Source organism: Enterobacter cloacae complex sp. IR53041 (assembly GCF_049238285.1).
Lineage (GTDB): Bacteria > Pseudomonadota > Gammaproteobacteria > Enterobacterales > Enterobacteriaceae > Enterobacter > Enterobacter roggenkampii.
Genome location: NZ_JBMKHB010000018.1, coordinates 27,181 through 48,451 on the forward strand (window position 1 = coordinate 27,181; position 21,271 = coordinate 48,451).

At 56.0% G+C, this 21,271-nt stretch carries 22 protein-coding genes; 9 read left to right on the top strand and 13 right to left on the bottom strand.

Annotation, left to right across the window (positions count from 1 at the left end):
- The first annotated feature begins 159 nt into the window (after positions 1–159).
- Complete coding sequence (locus tag ACOTXF_RS14085) at positions 160–786, top strand: TfoX/Sxy family DNA transformation protein (protein WP_048962070.1); 627 nt, start codon at positions 160–162, stop codon at positions 784–786.
- Here the strand turns inward: ACOTXF_RS14085 and yccS are convergent.
- Together yccS and ACOTXF_RS14095 are read right to left on the bottom strand one after the other, a co-directional pair.
- Positions 743–2,905, bottom strand: a complete 2,163-nt coding sequence (yccS, locus tag ACOTXF_RS14090) for a YccS family putative transporter (protein WP_232926488.1) — start codon at positions 2,903–2,905, stop codon at positions 743–745. The genes ACOTXF_RS14085 and yccS overlap by 44 nt on opposite strands.
- Before the next feature lie 19 nt (positions 2,906–2,924).
- Positions 2,925–3,371: a YccF domain-containing protein gene (locus ACOTXF_RS14095; RefSeq protein WP_008499924.1), complete on the bottom strand. Its 447-nt coding sequence runs from the start codon at positions 3,369–3,371 to the stop codon at positions 2,925–2,927.
- Between the two features lie 123 nt (positions 3,372–3,494).
- Between ACOTXF_RS14095 and helD the strand changes: the two genes are divergently transcribed.
- Entirely contained in the window at positions 3,495–5,549 is a 2,055-nt protein-coding gene (gene helD, locus ACOTXF_RS14100) for a DNA helicase IV (RefSeq protein ID WP_047745101.1), read from the top strand.
- A 59-nt stretch (positions 5,550–5,608) separates the two neighbouring features.
- Here the strand turns inward: helD and mgsA are convergent, their stop codons facing one another.
- Both mgsA and csgI read right to left on the bottom strand, forming a co-directional pair.
- Positions 5,609–6,067: a methylglyoxal synthase gene (gene mgsA / locus ACOTXF_RS14105; protein ID WP_023618847.1), complete on the bottom strand. Its 459-nt coding sequence runs from the start codon at positions 6,065–6,067 to the stop codon at positions 5,609–5,611.
- An 80-nt stretch (positions 6,068–6,147) separates the two neighbouring features.
- Complete coding sequence (gene csgI / locus ACOTXF_RS14110; RefSeq protein ID WP_008499921.1) at positions 6,148–6,810, bottom strand: curli synthesis inhibitor; 663 nt, start codon at positions 6,808–6,810, stop codon at positions 6,148–6,150.
- Positions 6,811–6,983: 173 nt separating this feature from the next.
- Here csgI and ACOTXF_RS14115 point away from each other — a divergent pair, with 173 nt between their 5' ends.
- A complete protein-coding gene (locus ACOTXF_RS14115) occupies positions 6,984–7,397 on the top strand; it encodes a CoA-binding protein (protein WP_008499920.1) in 414 nt (137 codons plus the stop codon).
- Between the two features lie 36 nt (positions 7,398–7,433).
- Here ACOTXF_RS14115 and hspQ read toward each other — a convergent pair whose 3' ends face one another.
- Positions 7,434–7,751, bottom strand: a complete 318-nt coding sequence (gene hspQ / locus ACOTXF_RS14120; RefSeq protein WP_008499919.1) for a heat shock protein HspQ — start codon at positions 7,749–7,751, stop codon at positions 7,434–7,436.
- Positions 7,752–7,811: 60 nt separating this feature from the next.
- The gene (rlmI, locus tag ACOTXF_RS14125; RefSeq protein ID WP_023343703.1) at positions 7,812–9,002 is read right to left on the bottom strand and encodes a 23S rRNA (cytosine(1962)-C(5))-methyltransferase RlmI; all 1,191 of its coding nucleotides are present in this window, start codon (positions 9,000–9,002) and stop codon (positions 7,812–7,814) included.
- Between the two features lie 174 nt (positions 9,003–9,176).
- Between rlmI and ACOTXF_RS14130 the strand changes: the two genes are divergently transcribed.
- The 3 genes from ACOTXF_RS14130 to yccX are packed head-to-tail and all read left to right on the top strand — an operon-like array spanning position 9,177 to position 10,826.
- On the top strand, positions 9,177–9,734 hold the full coding sequence (locus ACOTXF_RS14130; protein WP_047745102.1) for a kinase inhibitor: 558 nt from the start codon (positions 9,177–9,179) through the stop codon (positions 9,732–9,734).
- Positions 9,735–9,744: 10 nt separating this feature from the next.
- Positions 9,745–10,533 carry an AraC family transcriptional regulator gene (locus ACOTXF_RS14135; protein WP_045417236.1) on the top strand — a complete coding sequence of 263 codons (789 nt, stop codon included), beginning with the start codon at positions 9,745–9,747 and terminating at the stop codon, positions 10,531–10,533.
- Positions 10,534–10,544: 11 nt separating this feature from the next.
- Positions 10,545–10,826, top strand: a complete 282-nt coding sequence (yccX, locus tag ACOTXF_RS14140) for an acylphosphatase (protein ID WP_008499914.1) — start codon at positions 10,545–10,547, stop codon at positions 10,824–10,826.
- Here the strand turns inward: yccX and tusE are convergent.
- From tusE to ACOTXF_RS14170, 6 genes are all read right to left on the bottom strand, one after another.
- Positions 10,823–11,152, bottom strand: a complete 330-nt coding sequence (tusE, locus tag ACOTXF_RS14145) for a sulfurtransferase TusE (RefSeq protein ID WP_008499913.1) — start codon at positions 11,150–11,152, stop codon at positions 10,823–10,825. The genes yccX and tusE overlap by 4 nt on opposite strands.
- Positions 11,153–11,220: 68 nt before the next feature.
- Entirely contained in the window at positions 11,221–11,772 is a 552-nt protein-coding gene (locus ACOTXF_RS14150) for a LuxR C-terminal-related transcriptional regulator (RefSeq protein ID WP_008499912.1), read from the bottom strand.
- A 10-nt stretch (positions 11,773–11,782) separates the two neighbouring features.
- Positions 11,783–12,940, bottom strand: a complete 1,158-nt coding sequence (locus ACOTXF_RS14155) for a CfaE/CblD family pilus tip adhesin (protein WP_048962072.1) — start codon at positions 12,938–12,940, stop codon at positions 11,783–11,785.
- Between the two features lies 1 nt (position 12,941).
- Entirely contained in the window at positions 12,942–15,659 is a 2,718-nt protein-coding gene (locus ACOTXF_RS14160) for a TcfC E-set like domain-containing protein (protein WP_048962073.1), read from the bottom strand.
- Positions 15,660–15,731: 72 nt separating this feature from the next.
- Positions 15,732–16,238 (bottom strand): CS1 type fimbrial major subunit, encoded by a 507-nt coding sequence (locus ACOTXF_RS14165; protein WP_021240847.1) that lies wholly within the window; start codon positions 16,236–16,238, stop codon positions 15,732–15,734.
- A 75-nt stretch (positions 16,239–16,313) separates the two neighbouring features.
- Complete coding sequence (locus ACOTXF_RS14170; RefSeq protein ID WP_232926492.1) at positions 16,314–17,057, bottom strand: fimbrial protein; 744 nt, start codon at positions 17,055–17,057, stop codon at positions 16,314–16,316.
- 308 nt (positions 17,058–17,365) lie between these two features.
- Between ACOTXF_RS14170 and ACOTXF_RS14175 the strand changes: the two genes are divergently transcribed.
- Together ACOTXF_RS14175 and ACOTXF_RS14180 are read left to right on the top strand one after the other, a co-directional pair.
- Positions 17,366–18,118 carry a winged helix-turn-helix domain-containing protein gene (locus ACOTXF_RS14175; RefSeq protein ID WP_048962074.1) on the top strand — a complete coding sequence of 251 codons (753 nt, stop codon included), beginning with the start codon at positions 17,366–17,368 and terminating at the stop codon, positions 18,116–18,118.
- Positions 18,115–18,591 carry a hypothetical protein gene (locus tag ACOTXF_RS14180; protein WP_008499906.1) on the top strand — a complete coding sequence of 159 codons (477 nt, stop codon included), beginning with the start codon at positions 18,115–18,117 and terminating at the stop codon, positions 18,589–18,591. The genes ACOTXF_RS14175 and ACOTXF_RS14180 overlap by 4 nt, the downstream gene beginning before the upstream one ends.
- Positions 18,592–18,647: 56 nt before the next feature.
- Here the strand turns inward: ACOTXF_RS14180 and yccA are convergent, their stop codons facing one another.
- On the bottom strand, positions 18,648–19,307 hold the full coding sequence (yccA, locus tag ACOTXF_RS14185; protein WP_048962076.1) for an FtsH protease modulator YccA: 660 nt from the start codon (positions 19,305–19,307) through the stop codon (positions 18,648–18,650).
- 270 nt (positions 19,308–19,577) lie between these two features.
- Here yccA and ACOTXF_RS14190 point away from each other — a divergent pair, with 270 nt between their 5' ends.
- On the top strand, positions 19,578–21,206 hold the full coding sequence (locus tag ACOTXF_RS14190) for an ABC transporter substrate-binding protein (protein ID WP_048962078.1): 1,629 nt from the start codon (positions 19,578–19,580) through the stop codon (positions 21,204–21,206).
- Positions 21,207–21,271 lie beyond the last annotated feature (65 nt).

Here is a 21,271-nt window from a genome sequence, read left to right on the forward strand (position 1 = left end):
ATCAACCTCATTTTCGGAAAGCGACTCGCAAAATTCATTCAATCTTGATGCCCCTCGAAAAATCATCTTGCTCAACGACGATAAGTTGCCTATTTTCCTGCTAACGGATCCGCTAGTAAGAAATTTCGTTGTTAGCCTATGATTTTGAAGGGAAATATCATGAAAAAGATATCTTATGAACGGATTTATAAATCCCAGGAATACCTCTCTCCGTTGGGCGAGATTCATCATCGCGCGCTGTTTGGCGGTTACACCCTGGCAGTGGATGATGCGGTCTTTGCCATGGTGTCCGATGGCGAACTTTACCTTCGCGCGTGTGAAGAGAGTGCAAAATACTGTGTAAAAAATGCTTCCTCCTTCTTGACGTTGATGAAGCGAGGCCGCCCGGTGCTGCTCAACTATTATCGTGTGGATGACGGATTATGGCAGGACAGGGAGCGGTTGCTTCAGCTCTCCTCGTTTGCACTCAGTGCGGCAAGGAAAGAGCGCTACCAGCGCCATCAACGAACCCGTCTTAAGGATCTGCCGAACCTGACCTTTCAGCTTGAAGTCTTGCTCTATGAAGCCGGTATCACCAATGAAGAAACGCTGCGGGCGCTGGGCGCCAGAGCGAGCTGGCTGAAGATGCGGGCAAAGAATAAAGCACTCAGTATAAAAGTGCTCTTTGCGCTGGAAGGGGCTATCGAAGGGCTGCATGAGGCGGCGCTCCCGGCAGGTATCCGCCGGGAACTGACGGAGTGGTTTAATGCGCTGCCTGAGCCGCAGGAGAGTCGTTCCTCCAGGTAGCGATGTGCTGTTGCAGACGGCAAATTTCAGGCAGCAGAGCGATCAGCAGGCCTATCTGCTGAAGAACCAGCGGCGCTTTGCTGTCATTTCCCGGGTCAAGATGCGCAATGCGTTGAGCCAGTTCATCCAGAGCCTGTCGAACGCGCGGTTCATCGGCCGGGCGGTGATGAAGCGCATCATCGACATAGCAGACGGCGTCATCGAGGAGGTTGAGAACCGCCGGGTTAGTGAGCTTCTCGCGGTGGGCCCCCAGCGTCGAAATATAGCTGGTGAAGGTATGGTTAAGGCAGAGCAGGCGGAACGCTGTCTCACGAATCTCAGCCGTGGCGCGCGGCTCCGTTGACATGTTAGAGACAACGGAGGCCAGTTCAGCATCACTGTTATGCGCGTCGCGACGTGCTATCCGGTAAGCCAGACGGTTATCGCGGCCCTGGTGGTACTGCTCCAGAATTGCGTCAAGGTAACGACAGTTGGCATTCATCGCCCTGTCTACCACGCGCGGCAAATTGCGAAAAAGCCAGTCCGGCCAGATAAAGCTGACCGCGGCCCAGGCAATCGCGCAGCCAATCAGCGTATCAATCACGCGGGGCAGGGCGACTTCAAACCCTTCACCCAGCAGATTAAAGCAGAGCAGCACCAGCAGCGTGATGAACATGGTGGCATGGGCGTACTGCACGTTGCGAAACGCGAAAAACAGCACGCCGGTGATCACGATCAGAATCAGCTGCCCTTCGACGGAAGGCACGAAATAAAGCACCGGCAGGCCGATTGCGACGCCGACCAGCGTGCCGATAATACGCAGTGCCAGGCGGTGTCGGGTGGCGTTATAGTTCGGCTGGCAGACGAACAGGCTGGTCAGCAGGATCCAGTAGCCATGATGCAGCCCGGTTATCTGGATAAAGGCATAACCCACGCACAGCACCAGCGACATTCTCACCGCGTGGCGGAAGAGAGCCGACTCCGGGGTAAAGTTGCGGCTCAGGCGTAGCCACATATCGCTAACACTGTGCACGCTGTCATCAGCAAGCTGATTGTCGACCTCACTGCCCGGAAGCGCCATCGCCTGCTCGGACTCAATGGTCGCCAGCTGTGCGTCAATCGCCCGCAGGTTGTTCAGCAGAAAGCCCAGCGCTTTGATGTGTTCCGGTGACGTTCCGCTGGCCTGAACGCGGTCGAGCGCTGCGTCAAGATGGCTAAATACGCGTTCAAAACGTGGATCATGCTGATAGGGTGTGCGCAGCAGAATGGAGTGCGAGAGCTGCTGGCACGCCTGGGACTGCATGGAGAGCAGGCGCTGGAAGCGGAACATCACGTCGCTGTAGCGGAACTTCTCGCGCAGGGCGGCATACTGGACGTGCGAGGAGCTGGCGCGTTCATGAATGTCCTGGGCGGCAAAATAGTAGTGTAAGGTTCTTCGCGTTCCGCGCTGACCGCGATCGCCGCGCAGACGGGTCAGCAGAGAGGTTTTTGTCTGGTTAAGGGTGGCGACCAGTTGACCATTTGCCAGCGCCAGATCGTAGAGCGGCGCCTGGCTTTCTTCCTCGATATCCGGGTCGAACAGCCGGGATTTCAGTTCCAGATAGTGGGCTAGCTGCTCAAAGCTGCGGGCAAGGTTGTCCTGCAGAGGACGAACCGGGAAGATCAGATGACCGGTTAAGGTCAGCAGGTTATACCAGATGGCGCCGAGCAACAGCAGAACCGGCTGCTGGTACCACTGGTCGTAGAGAGATGCGCCCAGCATGGTATAGATGGCGATCAGCAGGGCGCCAAACGCGATAGTGGCATAGCGCTGCCCAAGGCCGCCCAGTAAAATAAACCCGCTGGTTGAGAGCGTCAGACCCAGGGCAAACAGCCAGGGCCAGGGGAAAAGTAACTCAACGGACGCTGACGCAATAAAAAAGCAGACGAGCGTGATGACCAGGTTGCGTAAACGCCCGGCCAGACGATCGTCCAGGTCCGCCAGCGCCCCGGCCACGACGCCCAGCGTGAGCGGGATGGTGAGCTTGACGTCATTCAGCCACCAGGGCAGGGCAACCGTGCCGCAAAGTGCGATAAATATCCTGACGTTATAAAGCCAGGTGCTGTTCCAGGTATAACGGCGAAGCAGTGGGCTTAGCATAAACGCGGCCAGTCCTTAGTTACTGAAAACGACGACGCGCATTGGCTTCACGCGCCGCCTGGGCCACTTCGACCGGAACAACCCTGCGCCCGACGGGCCAAAGAGCGATAGCGGCGATCTTAAAGTTCGCGATCCCCACCGGAATACCAATAATCGTGATGCACTGCGCAATACCCGCAAAAATATGCATGATGCAGAGCCACCAGCCGAAGAAAATCAGCCACAGAATGTTAAGCAGGGTTCCGCCCGTATTCATCAGGGCGTTTTTGCTCTCCGGATTCAGCTCGTCAACGTGGATGGCTTCATTCCCGTAGGGGACGAAGGAGAGTTTTGTGATTTCCCAGCAGGAACGGGTCAGGGGGAGCGTGAAAATCAGGACGATGCTCACCAGCGTGGCAAAAAGCCAGGAAAGGGTGGTGGCAAAACCGCCCAGCACAAAATTCAACACATTCAGAACGGTACGCATAAACCCTCACTTCCTTTCGATAAAATTAACGCCCAATGATTGTAACGTTTTTTTAGGCTGGAGCACCTTAAAACTGGCAGTTACACTGTCAGGTAAATTATCTCTTCGTGGATTTGGCGGAACATGGAACTGAAAGCAACGTCGTTAGGCAAACGTCTGGCGCAACACCCTTACGACCGGGTGGTTCTCCTTAATGCCGGGGTAAAAGTCTCTGGAGAACGCCACGAATACCTTATTCCGTTTAATCAGCTTCTGGCTATCCACTGCAAACGCGGGCTGGTGTGGGGCGAACTCGAGTTCGTACTGCCTGACGATAAAGTCGTGCGTCTTCACGGCACCGAGTGGGCAGAAACCCAGCGTTTCCATCATCACCTGAACGCGCTCTGGCAGCAGTGGAGTCAGGATATGAGCGTGATTGCCGCCGGAGTGCTTCAAAAGGTGTTGGACGATATCGCGCAAAGCAACGCGCAGCATTCGTGGCTCACCCGTCAGCAGACCGCCGGGTTGCAGCAAAAGATCCGGCAGGCACTCTCGGCGCTGCCGTTATCCGTGGCGCGTCTTGAGGAGTTTGACAATTGTCGCGACGCCTGGCGCCAGTGCCAGGCCTGGCTGAATGATAAGGATAAAAGCCGACTCGCCCATAACCAGGCCTGGACGGACGCCATGCTCACCCAATACGCCGACTTTTTCAGTACGGTGGAGTCATCTCCGCTTAATCCGGCTCAGGCGCGCGCGGTGGTCAACGGCGAGCAGTCGCTGCTGGTGCTGGCGGGGGCCGGTAGCGGTAAAACGTCGGTGCTGGTTGCGCGTGCCGGCTGGCTGCTGACGACCGGGGAAGCGGTCGCCGATCAAATTCTGCTTCTGGCCTTTGGCCGCAAGGCTGCCCAGGAGATGGACGAACGGATCCAGGAACGTCTGCATACCCGGGATATCACGGCCAGAACCTTCCATGCCCTTGCCCTGCATATTATTCAGCAGGGCAGTAAAAAAGTGCCTGCTATCAGTAAGCTGGAAAACGACGCGCAGGCGCGCCAGGCACTGTTTATCAAAACGTGGCGCCAGCAGTGCAGTGAGAAAAAGGCGCAGGCGAAAGGGTGGCGTCAGTGGCTCCAGGAGGAGCTCAACTGGGACGTGCCGGAGGGCAGCTTCTGGCAGGATGACAAACTGGCGCGTCGGCTGGGTTCACGGCTTGACCGCTGGGTCAGCCTGATGCGAATGCACGGCGGAACGCAGGCAGAGATGATTGAAAGCGCGCCGGAGGCGATCCGCGATCTGTTTTCGAAGCGGGTCAAGCTGATGGCGCCGCTGCTGAAGGCCTGGAAAACCGCGCTGAAAGCGGAAAATGCCGTCGATTTTTCCGGCCTAATCCACCAGGCCATCATCCTTCTTGAGAAGGGGCGCTTTGTCAGCCCGTGGAAACATATTCTGGTGGATGAGTTTCAGGACATCTCTCCGCAGCGCGCAGCGCTGCTTTCGGCGCTACGGGCGCAAAATAAGCATACTTCGCTGTTTGCGGTGGGTGACGACTGGCAGGCCATCTATCGCTTCAGCGGGGCGCAGCTTTCGCTGACGACCGCATTCCATCACTATTTTGGCGAAGGCGATCGCAGCGATCTGGACACCACCTACCGCTTCAATTCACGGATTGGTGAAATCGCCAACCGCTTTATCCAGCAGAACCCGCATCAGCTGGCAAAGCCGCTCAATAGCCTGCGGGCAGGGGATAAAAAAGCCGTGACCCTGCTGGCGGACGATCAGCTGGAACCGCTGCTGGACAAGCTCAGCGGCTACGCGAAGCCTGATGAACGTATCCTGGTGCTGGCACGATACCATCACCTCAAACCCGAGGCGCTGGAAAAGGCGGCCACCCGCTGGCCGAAGCTGCAGCTTGAATTTATGACGATTCACGCCAGCAAAGGGCAGCAGGCCGACTATGTGATTGTCATGGGGCTGAAAGAGGGGAGCGACGGTTTCCCGGCCCCGGCCCGCGAGTCGGTCATGGAGCAGGCCCTGCTGCCGGTGCCGGAAGACTTTCCGGATGCCGAAGAGCGGCGTTTGCTGTATGTGGCGATGACCCGCGCGCGCCATCGCGTGTGGCTGCTGTTCAATAAAGAAGAGCCATCCGTGTTTGTCGATATTTTGAAGAGTATTGATGTGCCGGTGGCGCGGAAGCCATAACGACGAAGTGTAAGGATGGGTAGGCCGGGTAAGGCGTAGCCGCCACCCGGCAAAAAAAGCTACTTCAGTCTGTCTGAAAGATAACGCTGATAGTCCGGAATAAGGATATCTACCGGTGAGTTAAACTGCGGCGATTCGATGATGAAATCCGCCGTCGAGAGGTTTGTCGCCACCGGAATATTCCACACCGTCGCCAGGCGCAGCAGGGCCTTGACGTCCGGGTCGTGCGGAACCGCGTTTAGCGGGTCCCAGAAGAAGATCAGCACATCAATCTTCCCTTCGGAAATCTGTGCGCCGACCTGCTGATCGCCGCCCATCGGGCCGCTCAGCATGGCGTTTACCTCCAGACCCGTTTCGCGCTGGATCAGGTTACCGGTGGTGCCGGTCGCCGACAGGGCGTGCTTTTCCAGCAAAGACTGATGGCGGCGAACCCAGTTAAGCAGCATTTGTTTACAGTGATCGTGCGCTACCAGAGCAATGTGTTTGCGTTCCGGGAGCGTGCGTGTTGTCAGTTCCATAATCATATCCATCAGGTTAACTGCCTACACGATGACGGGAACCGTCTGATGCTGCAAGAGAAAGGCGTAAAAAATGTGGCTTATGATGAAGGTTGTTGTTTTGCCCATTGTAAAAACCGGGCCCGCGTGTCGGCATCGGCCTGCTGGAACCAGAATTTAAGGCGCTGTTCCGTCAGGGCCTGGGACTGGGGAGGAATGACGTCCAGTTCAGAGACGCCGGAAAGCAGCGTACTGTCGTCAGCCATCATGGTGGCAAACTGAGGAAGCGACGCGCGTTTACCGGCTTTGTTATAGGTCTGCGTCGCGGCCTCGTAGTCCGGACCTTTCGGTGAAGTCGTCAGCGCCAGAATATCCAGCTTCGCCGGAATCGGCATCGCATCCCCGTCCAGCAGTTCAATGCGGGGAGACGCGTCGAAGGCCGCTGATTCCTTCTCCGTTTCAAGGCGTGGCAGGGTAATATTCACCTGACTGATTTGTCGGGTATTAAAGCTGACGATCAGCGGCGGGGAGATGTACATCCGTTGCTCGTGATTGGCCAGACCGATCGATTTTTCTACGCGGAATACCAGCTGATGCGGTCCGTTATCCAGCTCGATACTGTCCGCACCGCGCAATAACGAACTGGAGACCTTTTTTCCGTCCAGTACCAGAAGATCAATATCGGTAGAGAGCCGGAGCGTGGTAGCAAAAACGCAGACCGGCATCACTAATGCAATCAGAGCAGTGGCAATACCGGTTTTCATAGAAGGCTCCCGTCAGAAATCCTGTCGCCGCATTAATGTATCTAAATTTTTCGATAATCACGTTTACTAACATATAGACATATTTGGCCGTTTTGCCCTCATGCATCGGTATGGGATGGATGGTTGAGATGTGCGGTTTGGCGTACACTTTTAAAAAAGCCAGGAGAAAAACCATGAAAGAGAACGATATTGCCGAGATTCTGACATCCACGCGTACCATTGCGCTGGTGGGCGCGAGCGATAAACCCGATCGTCCCAGCTATCGGGTGATGAAATACCTTCTCGATCAGGGCTATCACGTCATCCCGGTCTCGCCAAAAGTGGCGGGGAAAACCTTACTGGGCCAGCAGGGTTATGCCACGCTCGCTGACGTGCCGGAAAAAATTGATATGGTCGATGTCTTCCGTAATTCCGAGGCGGCGTGGGAAGTGGCGCAGGACGCTATCGCCGTCGGGGCGAAAACGCTGTGGATGCAGCTGGGCGTGATTAACGAGCAGGCTGCCGTGCTGGCGCGGGATGCGGGGCTGAACGTCGTCATGGATCGCTGTCCGGCGATCGACATCCCCCGTCTGGGGCTGGCGAAGTAATAAAAAAAAGCCCGTTCATCGGGCTTTTTTACACGCTTAGTTCCGCAGGCGCGGAGCCTGTAACTGTTTGCGGATAGTCTGAGCAAGTTCATCCATAGTGGGTTGCTCCGGATGCTCTTCCTGCAGCTCGCTGCTTAGCTGCGCTTCGGCAAGGTAGGTGTGGACGGGTTGCCCGTCGTCACCTTCCATCACCACATGGTACCAGGGTGCAGCGCGAAGCTCCGCGTTCACCGCCAGCTCGTCTGCTGACGGCTCATCAAGGGAATACTCCGGGTCGATATCCACGACCACACCCAAATACCCGAGCAAAGTGTGGCGGACCTGCTGGCCGATACCGAATTTGCTGGCAATCATAGTCACCTCCCGGGAAATACGACTTACACGTTATGTGCGGGCAATATTTCTCTTTTCAAGTTACATGACGCGACAGGCAAACCCTTTCAGATACAGTCCTTCCGGGTAGGTAGCAATCACGGGGTGATCGGCTGCCTGACGGAACTGCTCTATAAATTGTACATCACGGCCAGCATCTATTGCGGCATCAGCGATGATTTTCTGAAATAAATCTGTGGTCATCAGGCCGGAGCAGGAGAAGGTGAGCAAAACCCCGCCCGGATTCAGCAGCTGGATAGCCAGCATGTTGATATCTTTATATCCGCGGCAGGCGCCCATCAGCTGGCTTTTGTTCTCCACAAACTTTGGCGGATCCATCACGATGACGTCGAACTTCTCGCCCTGATCGCGGTATTTACGCAGCAGCTTGAAGACGTCGTCGCGTATAAATTCGGCTTTGCTCAAGTCCAGTTTGTTCAGCTCGACGTTCTGTTTTGCCACGTCCAGCGCTTCCTGCGAGGTATCCACGCTAACCACCTGGGCACAGCCGCCCATCAGCGCCGAAACGGCAAACCCACCGGTGTAGGAGAAGCAGTTGAGCACGCGTTTGTCGGCAACGTACTGACGCGTCGCGAGACGGCTGTCGCGCTGGTCAAGGTAGTAACCCGTTTTGTGCCCGCCCTGAATATCCACCAGCAGCTTCATGCCGTGCTCTTCAATCGGCAGCAGGGCAGGCGGCAGTTCACCCGTGACCGGCCCCTGAGTCAGCTCCATGCCTTCTTTTTTGCGCACCGCCACATCGCTGCGGTCGTAAATGGCGCACTGCGGGAACTGCGTTTGCAGCGCGCTAATCAGCGCAGCGCGCTGGTATTCCGCCCCGGCGCTCAGGAGCTGCAGCACCAGGAAGTTACCGAAGCGATCGATGGTCACGCCCGGCAGGCCGTCAGACTCACCGGCAATCAGGCGGTAGCTGTCCAGCCCGTCGCGTTTAGCCAGCCAGTCGCGCCACTGCTGCGCCTGCTGCAGACGGCGGACGAAGAAGTCGATGTCGATGGTTTCGTCTTTATCGAATGTCCAGACGCGCGCGCGGATCTGGGAGGCTGGCGAGTAGGCACCTCGCGCTAACCATTTCCCCTGGTGGTCCACGATATCAATGGTTTCACCGAGGCTGGCTTTGCCTTCCATACGGGCAACCGCGCCGGAAAAGACCCAGGGATGACGGCGCAGTAAGGATTTCTCGCGCCCTTTGGCTAACACTAAACGTACACTCATAATTTGCTGTTCTGTCGATTTCAGGGAAATGGCGCGTAGAGTAGCACATTCAGCAAGGCGCAATCATCTGCGGATGCCGTTGAGCGTTTCGGCACAAAATCAAATCGCTTAAGCACATTACGGCACTGCGGCGGGATATACAGTGGGATTCCGGTTCAGCAAAGGAAACCCCCCATGAAAAAGCGCAGTGTCATCACAATAGCCGCTCTGACGGCAATGAGTTTTCAGGTTTTAGCCGCAACGCCTTTCAGCATGACCAGCCGGGATATTTCCGGCGACCGGCGGTTAGCGCCACAGCAGGTGTTTGAGGGATTTGGCTGCCACGGTGGTAACCAGTCCCCGCAGCTGGCGTGGAAAAGCCCGCCCACGGGTGCGAAAAGTTTTGCCATTACGGTCTATGACCCGGATGCGCCTACCGGCAGCGGCTGGTGGCACTGGACAGTAGCCAACATTCCCGCGAAGACAATGATGCTGCCCGCTGATGCCGGTAACCCAAATGGCGAAAAATTACCTGCTGGCGCTGTGCAGGGGCGTAATGATTTCGGTTATTCTGGATTCGGCGGCGCATGTCCGCCCGCAGGCGATAAGCCTCACCGCTATCAGATGACCGTCTGGGCGCTGGACGTGGATACCCTGCCCATCGACAACAATGCGAGCGGCGCGCTGGTCGGCTTTATGCTCAATAGTCACGTTCTGGCAAAGGCTCAGTTAACCGCAACCTACAGCAGATAAGGATGAACCGGTGCAGGAGTTCCATTTTCGACATAAACATCTCACGGCGGGTGAAGTGAGTGCCAGCAAAATGCATCGCCTGCACCAGGTTAAGCTCTTTTTCCCGGCGATTTGCCATATCACTCACGGCAGTAAGGTGATTGTGCAGGACGATAACCGCCTGGTGGCCACCCGGGATGAACTCATCATTATCCCTGCCAATACGGCAATGGAGATCATCAATCAGCCTGCAAACGGTCTGTTTCACTCGGACTTGCTGATGTTATCGCCGGAAATCGTTGCCGAGTTTAAAGCGCATTACCTGAAATCCTGGCCGCGCACGACGCTGCATTCGCTCTGCGCTCCGCTGAGCGAGGGGCTGGCGTTTATGTGGGATAACCTGCTGCACGCCGTGCGTCAGGAGTTACCGGAGGCGCTGCAAAAACATCAGGCCTTCGGTCTGTTGCTGGCATTGCTGCATGACGGCCTGGCAGGTCCGCTGCTTATCGAGCGAAGCAATAACCTGACCGAGCAGGTGCGACAGTTCATTATGCTGTCGCCCGCCAGAGCCTGGACCGCGCAGGACGTCGCCAGCCGTCTCGCATTAAGCGTACCGACGCTGCGCAGACGGTTACGCGAGGAGTCGCAGAGTTTTCGCCAGATTGTCGAGGAGGTGAGGATGGCCGTGGCTTTGTCACAGTTACAGTCAACCCGATTACCGATCGGCGAAATCGCATTACAATGTGGGTATCTGTCCAGCTCTCGTTTCACCGCCCGTTTTCGACAACACTACGGTTGTTTGCCGAAAACGCTACGTTAAGGAGAAGAAGAATGTCTAAAGTCTGCACTATTGCCTGGGTTCACGGCGTCGTTCAGGGCGTGGGTTTCCGCTACAGTACCCAGCGCGAAGCGATTGAGCTTGGGCTAACGGGATACGCGCGCAACATGGATGACGGCAGCGTTGAGGTGGTCGCCTGTGGCGAAGCAGAGCAGGTTGACAAGCTGGTGGCGTGGCTGAAAGCGGGTGGGCCGCGCAGCGCGCGGGTTGATAAGGTCTTAACGGAACCCCATCAACCGGGGCGCGAATACGTCAACTTCGGTATTCGGTATTAAATACACTTCACCGGCTTAGGCAGGCCGGCAATTTTGGTGGCCTGTTTTGCCGGACCTTTCGGGAACAGACGATAGAGATAGCGGCTGTTGCCTTTCTCTTCACCGAACTTATTGGCCATCGCCTTGACCAGCATGCGGATGGCCGGAGAGGTGTTGAACTCGAGATAAAACTCGCGCACAAAACGCACCACTTCCCAGTGTTCGGGGGAAAGAGTAATCCCTTCGTTTTCCGCAATTTTCTCCGCCAGCGGTTCGCTCCAGAGCGTTGTATCTTTCAGATAGCCTTCGCTATCGGTCTCAATTTCCTGGCCTGCAAAAATGAACATAATCTTCTGTCGTAGGTGAAAAATCGGCGACAGTGTAGCAAAAAAGCGGGCTCAGGATAAACCGTGACCTACAGGAGCAACTGAAGCAGGTTGTTGGCATTGAGCTTCTTCAGCGCGTTGCATTTATGGGTTGAAACCTGTTTCTCCGACATGTGCGTCACGATGGCAATGTGGCGGACCGGCAACCCGGTCAGCATCAGATCGAGCACGTTGAATTCAGGAACGGTCAGGCAGCAGTCCAGGCTCCGAACGCGACGCGGCTCTTTTGCCAGCAAATACGCCGCATCGGCAACGGCGATCCGGTCGTCGATGATATAAAGCGTTAGCGTACTGAAACGCTTGCGTAAATGCGTCGCCAGCGCCCACCCCTTTTCGTTGCAGACCAGATAAAGACTGCCTTTCCAGCGGGCGGCTTCCAGCCTGAGCAAAATATTGATCAGCGCCTGATGCGTCGCCGCCACGGAAAAACGGCAGCGGACGACAATCACGCGGCGGGTAAGCAGCGTTGGCTGCCATTGTACGGTATCGCTCTGGACTTCTAACTGAACGCCCCGACGCAGCAGCGCATAGCGCAGTCCTTCGGCGTAAAATCGATTATTGTCGAGAATGGCGTAACTCACGGTGACCTCGTTATAACGTGCTGGGCGTATAGATGACGCGCAGCGTGCCGGTATAGTCGCCCGCGTTTTTGCTGCTGGCGGCGAACGCGGGGGTTTTCAGGATAATTGGCGCAGGAATGCACAGTACGCTCTCGCGTCCGCCGGGCAGCACGACCTGACGCAGATACTGCGGATCGTTAGTGCCTTGCCAGACTACGGTTTTACCGTTCGCGACGGTTTCGGTTGCGCCTGTGACGGGATGGGTAACGGAGACCTGATAGTCGAGACGGTCCCGCGCATCCGTCTGGCTTCCACCGCGCCGCCGGATAGAAAACGCGCCTTCGGCACGTCCCGCTGAGGGAAGCCCGTCATCTTCAAAACGAAGATAGGCGCGGGTGCTGGTGCTGTTTTTGCCGTCGTACAGGCACATATCCAGCGTGTTTTCCCCCTTGATCTCGCTGCCCCCGGGGCGCCCCGGGAAGTTGGTCAGGTTGAGGTTAACGATGGGCGTGGAGTGCGGAAAGGCTGGCAGATAAATCTGCTGGTTTCCCGGGTCGACCACCTCAATGCGAATATTTGCCTGCCATTTGGCGATGGTGAGATAGCCAGGACAGCCGACATTCACGTCATTGAAGTTGCCGCCGCAGTCGGCGCTTCCCCACTGGCGCAGGTTCTGCTTCAGCGTGGCGGTCCAGATCCCCGGCAGGGCGAGCTTATCCAGTTCGCTTTTCACGATATAGAAATCGAAGTAGGGCTCTCTGTTCCAGTTAGCAATTTCCGTCGTCCCTCCCGTGACAAAGCTGGCAAAGGTGAACACTTTATTGTTGATAAACATGTAGTGATCGCCATACACCTTGATATTCACCGTCTTGCCGGTAAGGGAATGGGTAAACGCTAAATTGATGGCATAAGGCGCGGCCGGGTTCGCCGAGAACCAGACCGGTGAGTTCATGCAGGCGCCGTTCGTGGTATCGGTACGGGACTGACAGGTCAGGGTATTGCGCCCCCACTTTTGCGGATCGGCGGCGTCAAAGCCGCCCGATTCATGAAACCAGATGTCAAAACGGGCGGGCGGCGCGGTACGATCGAAGCTGATCCCTACGCTGGTATTTCGTCCCGCGGGAGAGCCTGCCAGCGTCTGGCTGGCCCACAGGCTTAAGAACAGTAAAATAAAGAGGCACTTAATCACATCATTTCCCTTTAGTGAGGCTATCGGTGTTCATGGCAGTCGGTCCAGCAGGGACCGACCGTCCGGCCAGCATCAGCTGTGCCTGCTGCTGGACGGCATCCGGCAGGGCGGAGAAGGTTAACTCCTTACAGGGGATCGACCCGACGTAACGCACCACGTCGCGCATACTCTTCACGTTCAGCGCGCACTGATAAAACTGCTGCTGACGCACCAGGTAGAGGTGATGGAGCAGGGCGTCGGTTTGGGCGCTAAACCCGCCGTTGCCAAGGTCGCTCCAGCCGTTCACGTTCAGCGGCACGCCGCCGATAAACGGCGAATGACGCTCGTCGGTTAACTGGCCGAGCCAGGTGTAGCTTGCGGTGGTTTGCACGTCCCGTCGCAGCAGTTTGCCAGGCACCATAAACAGCGTTCTGCTGCCCGATCCTTGCGTGATTTCACTGCTGGCTCCTCGTGAGACATCCAGCGATTCGTTAACCGTCAACGTTGTCTGCTGATAGCCCGGCACCGCGAAGAGGGCGCGGCTATTGCCTGGAATATCGGCACTGCCGCCGTTATCCAGCAACACGGCGCCGCGCGGATCCTGAGCATCTTCCGGCGTGGTCACGTTCACCGCGACGGCGGAAGCAGGGCGACCGTCGCTCCAGCGGCCCAGCCAAAGGCCTGAGCGGGACAGCGCAAACGTCGAGCTGTAGTTGCCGCTGCTGCTCAGCGTATGGCGACGATCCTGACGATCCCAGGCGTCGCTGACGGTCAGACTCCCGTTGCCATATCGTCCGCCCTGGCGCGTATAGGCTGAGGTATTCAGCGAGTCGCTGTTAATGCCCGACGCGCTGAGGCCGTACTCATTTTCGCCGCGGGCATCGGCATACCAGTTATGCGCCACGTTGTAGCTCAGCTGGGTTTTTTCACGTTGCTGATGCTGCCATGTCGCGCCCAGAGAGGTGTAGCTTGACGCATCGCCCTGGCGGTTATGCGCCATGGACAGGCTCACGCTCAGGTAGCCGCCTTTATCCCTGCCTTCGCGGGCGTCATCGTTACGCATAAACAGGTTAATGCTGCTGTTAATGTTCAGGCCATGGGTGCTGAAGGCATTGCTCAGGCCAGCCTGCCAGGCCCGCGTGCGCGAGCGGGTCATATAGACCGATTCCCACGGCAAACCCGCATCGTGGCGATCGTCACTGTCCGGCAGCTCCCGGCGTGAAACGTACCGGCCTTCGTTGCGGTTATCCGAATACCCCAGGCTCGCATACCAGGCGCCGACCGGGACGGAGAACATCACCGAGAGGGTGCGATAACAGCCGTTCACGGCGTCAAATCCCGCGTTTTGTGTGTTGCAGTTTTCAGCGGATAACGCGTTGCGATAGACGCTCAAAGAAAAACCGTCGTTGTAGCTGATTTGCTGAATATTGCCGCGCTGGCCTTCGCTGCCGTAGAGGTAGCTAAACCGGGTACTCAGCACGCCATCGATCGGGCCCGCGTTGAAGCCCCGGCTCCAGTCGAGTGCGTTCTCCAGGAAACGCTGATTTTTCTTGAACGTTGCGCCGCTGGTCAGCGCCAGCGTCGGGGTGACGGGCAGACGAATGCCCGCCTGCGCAACCGCGCGGCGTTCTTCGTTCTGATCGCTATTATCGGTTTCGCCCGCCTGCAGGAACCACTCGACGCGGTCGAATGGCGTAATGCCGGTTCGGGTAAACGGCACCTGCTCGGTGCGCGTCAGCCGGTTATTTTCATAGATGGAGAGCGTCACGGTGTAGCTCCCGTCCGGGAACGAGCGCGTGTCCAGGGTTTGCGCTCCGGCATTCAGATAGAAGCTCGCCAGCAGCTGGTTGCCCCGGCGGGCGTCGATACGCGCGTCATGGGAAAGCAGCACGGTAACAGGGGTTCCCTTCGACTGCTGAACCGGGTTCATCCACGCCCGTGTTGAACCCGTGCGCAGGCCGCGAATTTTGCCCAGCGGCAGCTGGCTGAGGGTGATATTTCCGCCGGCATTGCTGAACAGATCGCGGGTATCCATCTCGCCTGCCTGGACGTAGTACTGACGCAGGATATCCTGGCGGAACCAGGCGTTGTTGACGGTGACCTCCTGCTGCTGCTGGTGCCGTGAACGCTGCCCCAGCCAGGTCCAGTCGAGATTCACATAGCCGTCCTGGGTGAGCGCCAGCGCGCCGTTGCCCTGCACGGTGGCCGACTGATAATCCCTGTCGGCAACGAAGTTAATGTTTTGTTGATGGATCAGCGCATTTTCGGTGCCGTGCGTGGGCTGATACCATGCATTCTCTGCCGTCTGCTTAGGCAGAAATTTCTTGTCCAGGAACAGGTTAATGCGGGCGTTATTCTCGTCATAAATAATGGCCGCGCGATCGGTATCGATGTAATCGCAGCCCGCTGCGGAGCCGTTGCTGCTGCAGGCCAGGTTGCCGTTACGGGCAAGCGGAACGGCCAACGCGGCAGAGACGGTGGCAACGAGGGATGGGGCGTCATTAAACCGGCGTTTGATGGCCGCTACCACCTTCTCAGGTGCGACAAAGCTCACCGTTTCAAGCGTGATATCCGTTTCAAAAAGGCCCAGCGATTCGCCGTAGAGGTTCACCTCTGTCCACACGCGCTGCGTCTTTGCCAGATCTTCAAAACCTGGTGGGACGGCCAGCCCGGCGCAGGCGAGTTGGATGGAAGCGGGTAACAAAGCAACAAAGAGGAGAGTATTTCTGTGAAACGCCATGAACGAGCCTCGACATCATCCTGACGTCAGAGGGTGGGCACCCTCTGACGTTATTCCTTAGGTGCTGTGGTGTTACGCACCGCCTTCCGTGGTCGTCGCCTGCGTCAGCATCAGGCTGACAACGCCGCTGTACTGACCGGTTTTCAGAATGCCTTTGGTGGTCTGGGAAATGGTCAGCGGCAGTACCGCAGAACCGTTTTCAATGCTCCCCGGGAACAGTTCGGTACCGGTGTATTCAACATCTGCGGTAGAGAGGGTTTTATCGCCCAGCTTCACCGTCATAGGGATGGTTTCAGCACCGTCGGCATTCGCCAGCTTCGCGGCGCTCACCAGACGGACTTTCACGTTGCTGGTGGCGGAGTTAGACCACACCTTGGTATTCAGACGGTAGCTTTCCAGACCGCGGCCAGGCAGGTACTGCATATCGATGCTTGCCGGCAGCGGCGTGTTATCGGCCTGAGTCATATCCAGCTGTGAATCAACGCTGGCGTTGACGGTAATATCTTTTTGAATCGCCAGCGCGCTAACGGACGTGGTCATCGCGGCAACAATCATCAGAGGTTTAAAGTACTTACGCATTGATATCTCCATATTTACAAATGAGCACCCTGGCTCTTTAATCAAACCCTGTGGGGTTTTTACGGTGACGTCGTGTTATTGCACGACGGGTAAATCAGCTTCTTCAGCGCTTTTATTCAGCCAGTTGAAGTAGCGGAATTTATATTTCTGGCCTTGTACCTTCGTGAGCGTTTTTAATTTACGTTCGGTGTCCGGATAAATCGTCGCGTCTTCTTTAATCCATCTACACGATGAATCCGCATCACAAACACCGATCTCCCTGAGCGGCACGCGCAACGTGCCGTTGTTTTTTAACGTTCCCCTGAGAGGGTCAATCGTCAGTGAAACCACGCTTTTTTCCGGTGCGAGATGGATCAGGGCGCCCCAGATCACATTGACGCCCAGTCTTGCCGTCGCCGCAGGGCTTTCTGCCTTGCCCGGAATAATGCTGTCAGGCTGCTTTACGCCTTCAAAATAGACGCGCCAGGTCGTCTCTTTTTCCGGTGGTGCAAGCGATACCAGGCGAACCACGCGCATTGCGCCTGCCGCAAGGGCGAATTTTTCCGGTGTGACAACAACGCCACCTTCTTTCCACGAGGCCACATCAATCTCTTTTTCCAGGGGCGTGCCGGGATTAAGAATTTTCTTTTGCCTCACCCGAATGAACTGAATATCATCCGTTTTTGATGCCACCTTAATTTGCGCCGCACCGGACTTATCCACGTTAAGTTCCATGGGATACACGCCCATATTGGCCAGTGCCATTTCTGAGAAAAATGGCAATGACAGCGCGGCGATATAAAAGGCAGTTGTCTTATTCACACTATTTTTCTGTTTCACTTTCGGTCCGCCTGCGTTGAGTTCATTCCCGGCGCATTCACAACGGGACACCCTCTGCTAACGTATTGCTTCAGGGCAGGGAAACTTTAACCAGAACAGCGGTTTGTGAAAATTTGTATTAATTAACTCGTTATATACAGTTTTTTATCCTGCTTTCCTGGCTTTAAGGTTGTATAGTTAAGCGAAAATACCGCGACCCGGGATGGGGAGAAAACTCCTTCTGATGAAAAAACAATCAGTTCAGGAGGCGGTTTTCTTGTCGTTGTATCAGGGATTAAAAAGCATGCGGTAACAGCCGAGAATAAAAGATGTTTTTTATATGCAATAATTCGTTGTTATTCGATCCTGAAGCACATGCAATAAGTATTGTTGGGCAACCCGAGTCTGTATTAAGGCTTTCGGCTCCGGCCGTTCGTCTTTTACAGGAGTTTATTCGTCATAAAGGGCGCGACCTGAGCCGGGAAGAGTTGATCACTCGCGTGTGGGAGGAGTTCGGCTTTACGCCGTCGGGAAATAACCTCAATAAGGCGGTAAGTGAATTACGCAAAAGCTTCCACGCCCTGGGCGACAGCCACGACTATATCGTGACCGTGCCCCGGTTTGGATTCCGCTTTGACGCCGACGTTATTTTTAAGCCCGCAGAGAGCGTTACGCCCGAAGTATCTCAGCCGTCCGTTGAGCAGCCGTCAGGATATAAGCGTTTATCCAAAAAGTGGTGGCTGGTTTTAGCGGTATTAACGACGTCAGTCGTGGGGTTTAGCCTGTTTTTTAGCCGACAGCTTGAGATAACCGTACCCGCAACACTCAAACCCGTTAAGGAAAAAATAGCTGGCTGTCGGCTCTGGGTGATCAACGATCATGGCCGACCGCTGGTGTTATCAAAATTGGCCGAGCTGCTGAAGAAAAATAACGTCGCGTGCGAGCGCGAGGAGTACAACATTTATTATTTCAGCGCCCGCTTTTCGCTTGCCGCCGCCGATGAGGTTTTCATCGGCGCCTGCCCGGTGAGTGAAGCCAGCCTGTGTAAAACTATTCGCTATAAAAGCGGGGCGGAAGAATGAAAAACAGACTTCTGTTCGGACTGGGTGGCGCAGTCGTTGGCGGGGCGTTTGCGCTCTTTATCTACACCGGCGGAGCCTATAAGCGCGATGCGCTGGCCTGCAGCACCGAGTTTAATTTTACGCGCAATCAAGGAAAGGCAAATGAAGTGAAGGTCAATGCCGTTGCCCAGTTCTATTTTCATCGTAACGGCACCGGCCTGACCACCTACAAAGGCGCTGCAAAGGCTGAAGGTAAGAGCCTGATCGTTGACAGGGACGTGGATTTTACGTGGGAGCGACGGGACGATGATAAGGTAATTGTCCTGAGCTACACCAAGACCTGGCGTCGACACAATGACAACACCCCTGATGCCCAGTGGGGAAGCTTTGCCAGCCCGACCGCACGCTACTATCTCACGATCTCTGAACTCTCGCCTTCCGTATGGCTGATTCAGGACCGGCGTTACCCCACCTATATTTGCCGGGGTGATTAAGGCATAAAAAAAGGAGAATGCCGGGGGCATTCTCCTTTTTGTTTCAGCAGGTCAGCTTAATCGCGGCTGGCGAAGCCCAGGATGCTCAGCAGGCTGACGAAGATGTTGTACAGCGACACGTACAGGCTCACGGTGGCGCGGATATAGTTCGTCTCACCGCCGCGAATGATGTTGCTGGTTTCAAACAGGATCGCGCCGGAAGAGATCAGAATAAATACGGCGCTGATCGCCAGGTGCAGAGCAGGCAGCTGCAGGAAGATGTTGGCCACCATGCCCACCAGCACCACCACAACACCCGCCATCAGCATGCCGCCGAGGAAGGACATGTCCTTACGCGTGGTCAGCACGTAGGCCGAGCAGCAGAAGAACACCAGCGCGGTACCGCCCAGCGCCATACCAATCACATCGCCCATTCCGGCGGACAGATACGCGTTCAGCATAGGTCCCAGGATGTAGCCCAGGAAGCCGGTGAAGGCAAACGCGGACAGAATACCGACCGGTTTGTCAGCGGTTTTGTAGGTCAGGAACATCAAACCATACATACCCACCAGGGTCAGGATCAGCCCCGGAGACGGCAGCATCAGCACGGTGCTGGCGGTGGCGGTGATCGCCGAAAACGCCAGCGTCAGGCTGAGCATGAAATAGGTATTGCGCAGCACCTTGTGGGTGCTGAGTAGCGATGTGCGGTCGCGTGAGGAAGTAATTATACGATCCATGAGTCACTCTCTTATGACAGATGTAATTAACGGAAAGAATAGGAAACGGCGCGTCACTCTCAAAGTGGTTTTACCCATCTTTACTCAGCAGGTTAGCGCGAGAGCTGGTTGTTTCTTCTGCATAAATACGTTTCATCAGTATGAACAGCGGTTTGTCGAGATTAATCAGATCAACCTCTTATAGGTTACTGAAAATTATTGCGTTATTACCATAAGGCCGCTAAGAGTTATTTCCGGATCGTCACAAAAACAGACAATAAGGCGAAGGACATGAAACCACAAACACGCACGCGCTTTACGCTCTCTTTACTTACCGCCGGGATCCTGTGCGCCAGCACGGCGACCTGGGCGGCTAACGTGCCGGCAGGAACCGCGCTGGCCGATAAACAGGAACTGGTCAGGAATAATGGCAGTGAACCGGCTTCGCTCGACCCGCATAAAGTCGAAAGCGACGTCGAATTCAATATTATCAGTGATTTATTCGAAGGTCTGGTGAGCGTTTCCCCGTCGGGTGAGGTCCAGCCCCGGCTGGCGGAAAAATGGGAGAACAAGGACAACACCGTCTGGACGTTCCATCTGCGTCCGGGCATCACCTGGAGCGACGGCACGGCGATTACCGCAGAGGATGTGGTCTGGAGCTGGCAGCGCCTGATTGACCCGAAAACGGCGTCACCGTACGCGAGCTATCCGGGCAACATGCATATCGCCAACGCGGCCGATATCGCTCAGGGGAAAAAATCCCCCGACACGCTGGGCGTGAAGGCCATTAACGACACCACCCTGGAAGTGACGCTCACCCAGCCAAATGCGGCGTTCCTCGCGATGCTGGCGCACCCGTCGCTGGTGCCGGTGGATAAAGTGCTGATTGGCCGCTTTGGCGACAAGTGGACCAAACCGGAGCACTTCGTCAGCAGCGGGGCGTATAAGCTGTCGCAGTGGGTGGTCAACGAACGCATCGTGGCGGAGCGTAACCCGCGCTACTGGGATAACGCGCACACCGTGATTAACAAGGTGACGTATCTGCCTATTACCTCCGAGGCCGCAGATGTGAACCGCTACAAAGCGGGCGAAATTGATATTGTCTACACGGTGCCGATCAACCAGTTTGCCCAGCTCAAGAAAACCCTGGGCAGCCAGCTGGATGTTTCTCCGCAGCTGGCGACCTATTACTACGAATTCAATACCACCCGACCGCCGTTCAACGACGCCCGCGTGCGTAAGGCGCTGAACATGGCGCTCGATAAAGACATCATTGCCGGAAAAGTATTAGGGCAGGGGCAGCGCCCGGCGTGGCTCATCAGCCAGCCGGACATCGGCGGCGTTAAGCTCCAGAACCCGGATTACGCCAGCTGGCCGCTGGACAAGCGCATCGCCGAGGCGAAAAAACTGCTGAACGAGGCCGGATATAACGAAAGCCATCCCCTGAGCTTCAACCTGCTCTATAACACTTCTGAATCGCACCAGCGCATCGCGATTGCCGCCAGCTCCATGTGGAAGAAAAACCTCGGCGTGGACGCGAAGCTGCAAAATCAGGAGTGGAAAACCATGCTGGATACCATGCACACCCACAACTTTGACGCGGTGCGTTACGCCTGGATTGCCGACTACGACGACGCGGCGACGTTCCTGAACAACTTCCGCACCGGCGACAGCGAAAACACCAGCCAGTACAGCAATCCGGAATACGACCAGGCGCTGGTGAATGCCGCAAAAGCCAAAACAACGGAAGAGCGGGGTAAGTTCTACCAGCAGGCGGAAGATCTGCTGGGACGCGATGTGCCCGCCATTCCGGTGTATCACTACGTCCGTACGCACCTGGTGAAACCGTGGGTGGGTGGATTTACGCCGGATAAGCTGGGGTACTATTACACGAAAGACATGTACATCAAGAAACACTAAGCCTGTGCTGATAAAATCGTCGATGTGTTGTCAGTTCAACCGATTAAACACGTTTTGACTATTTT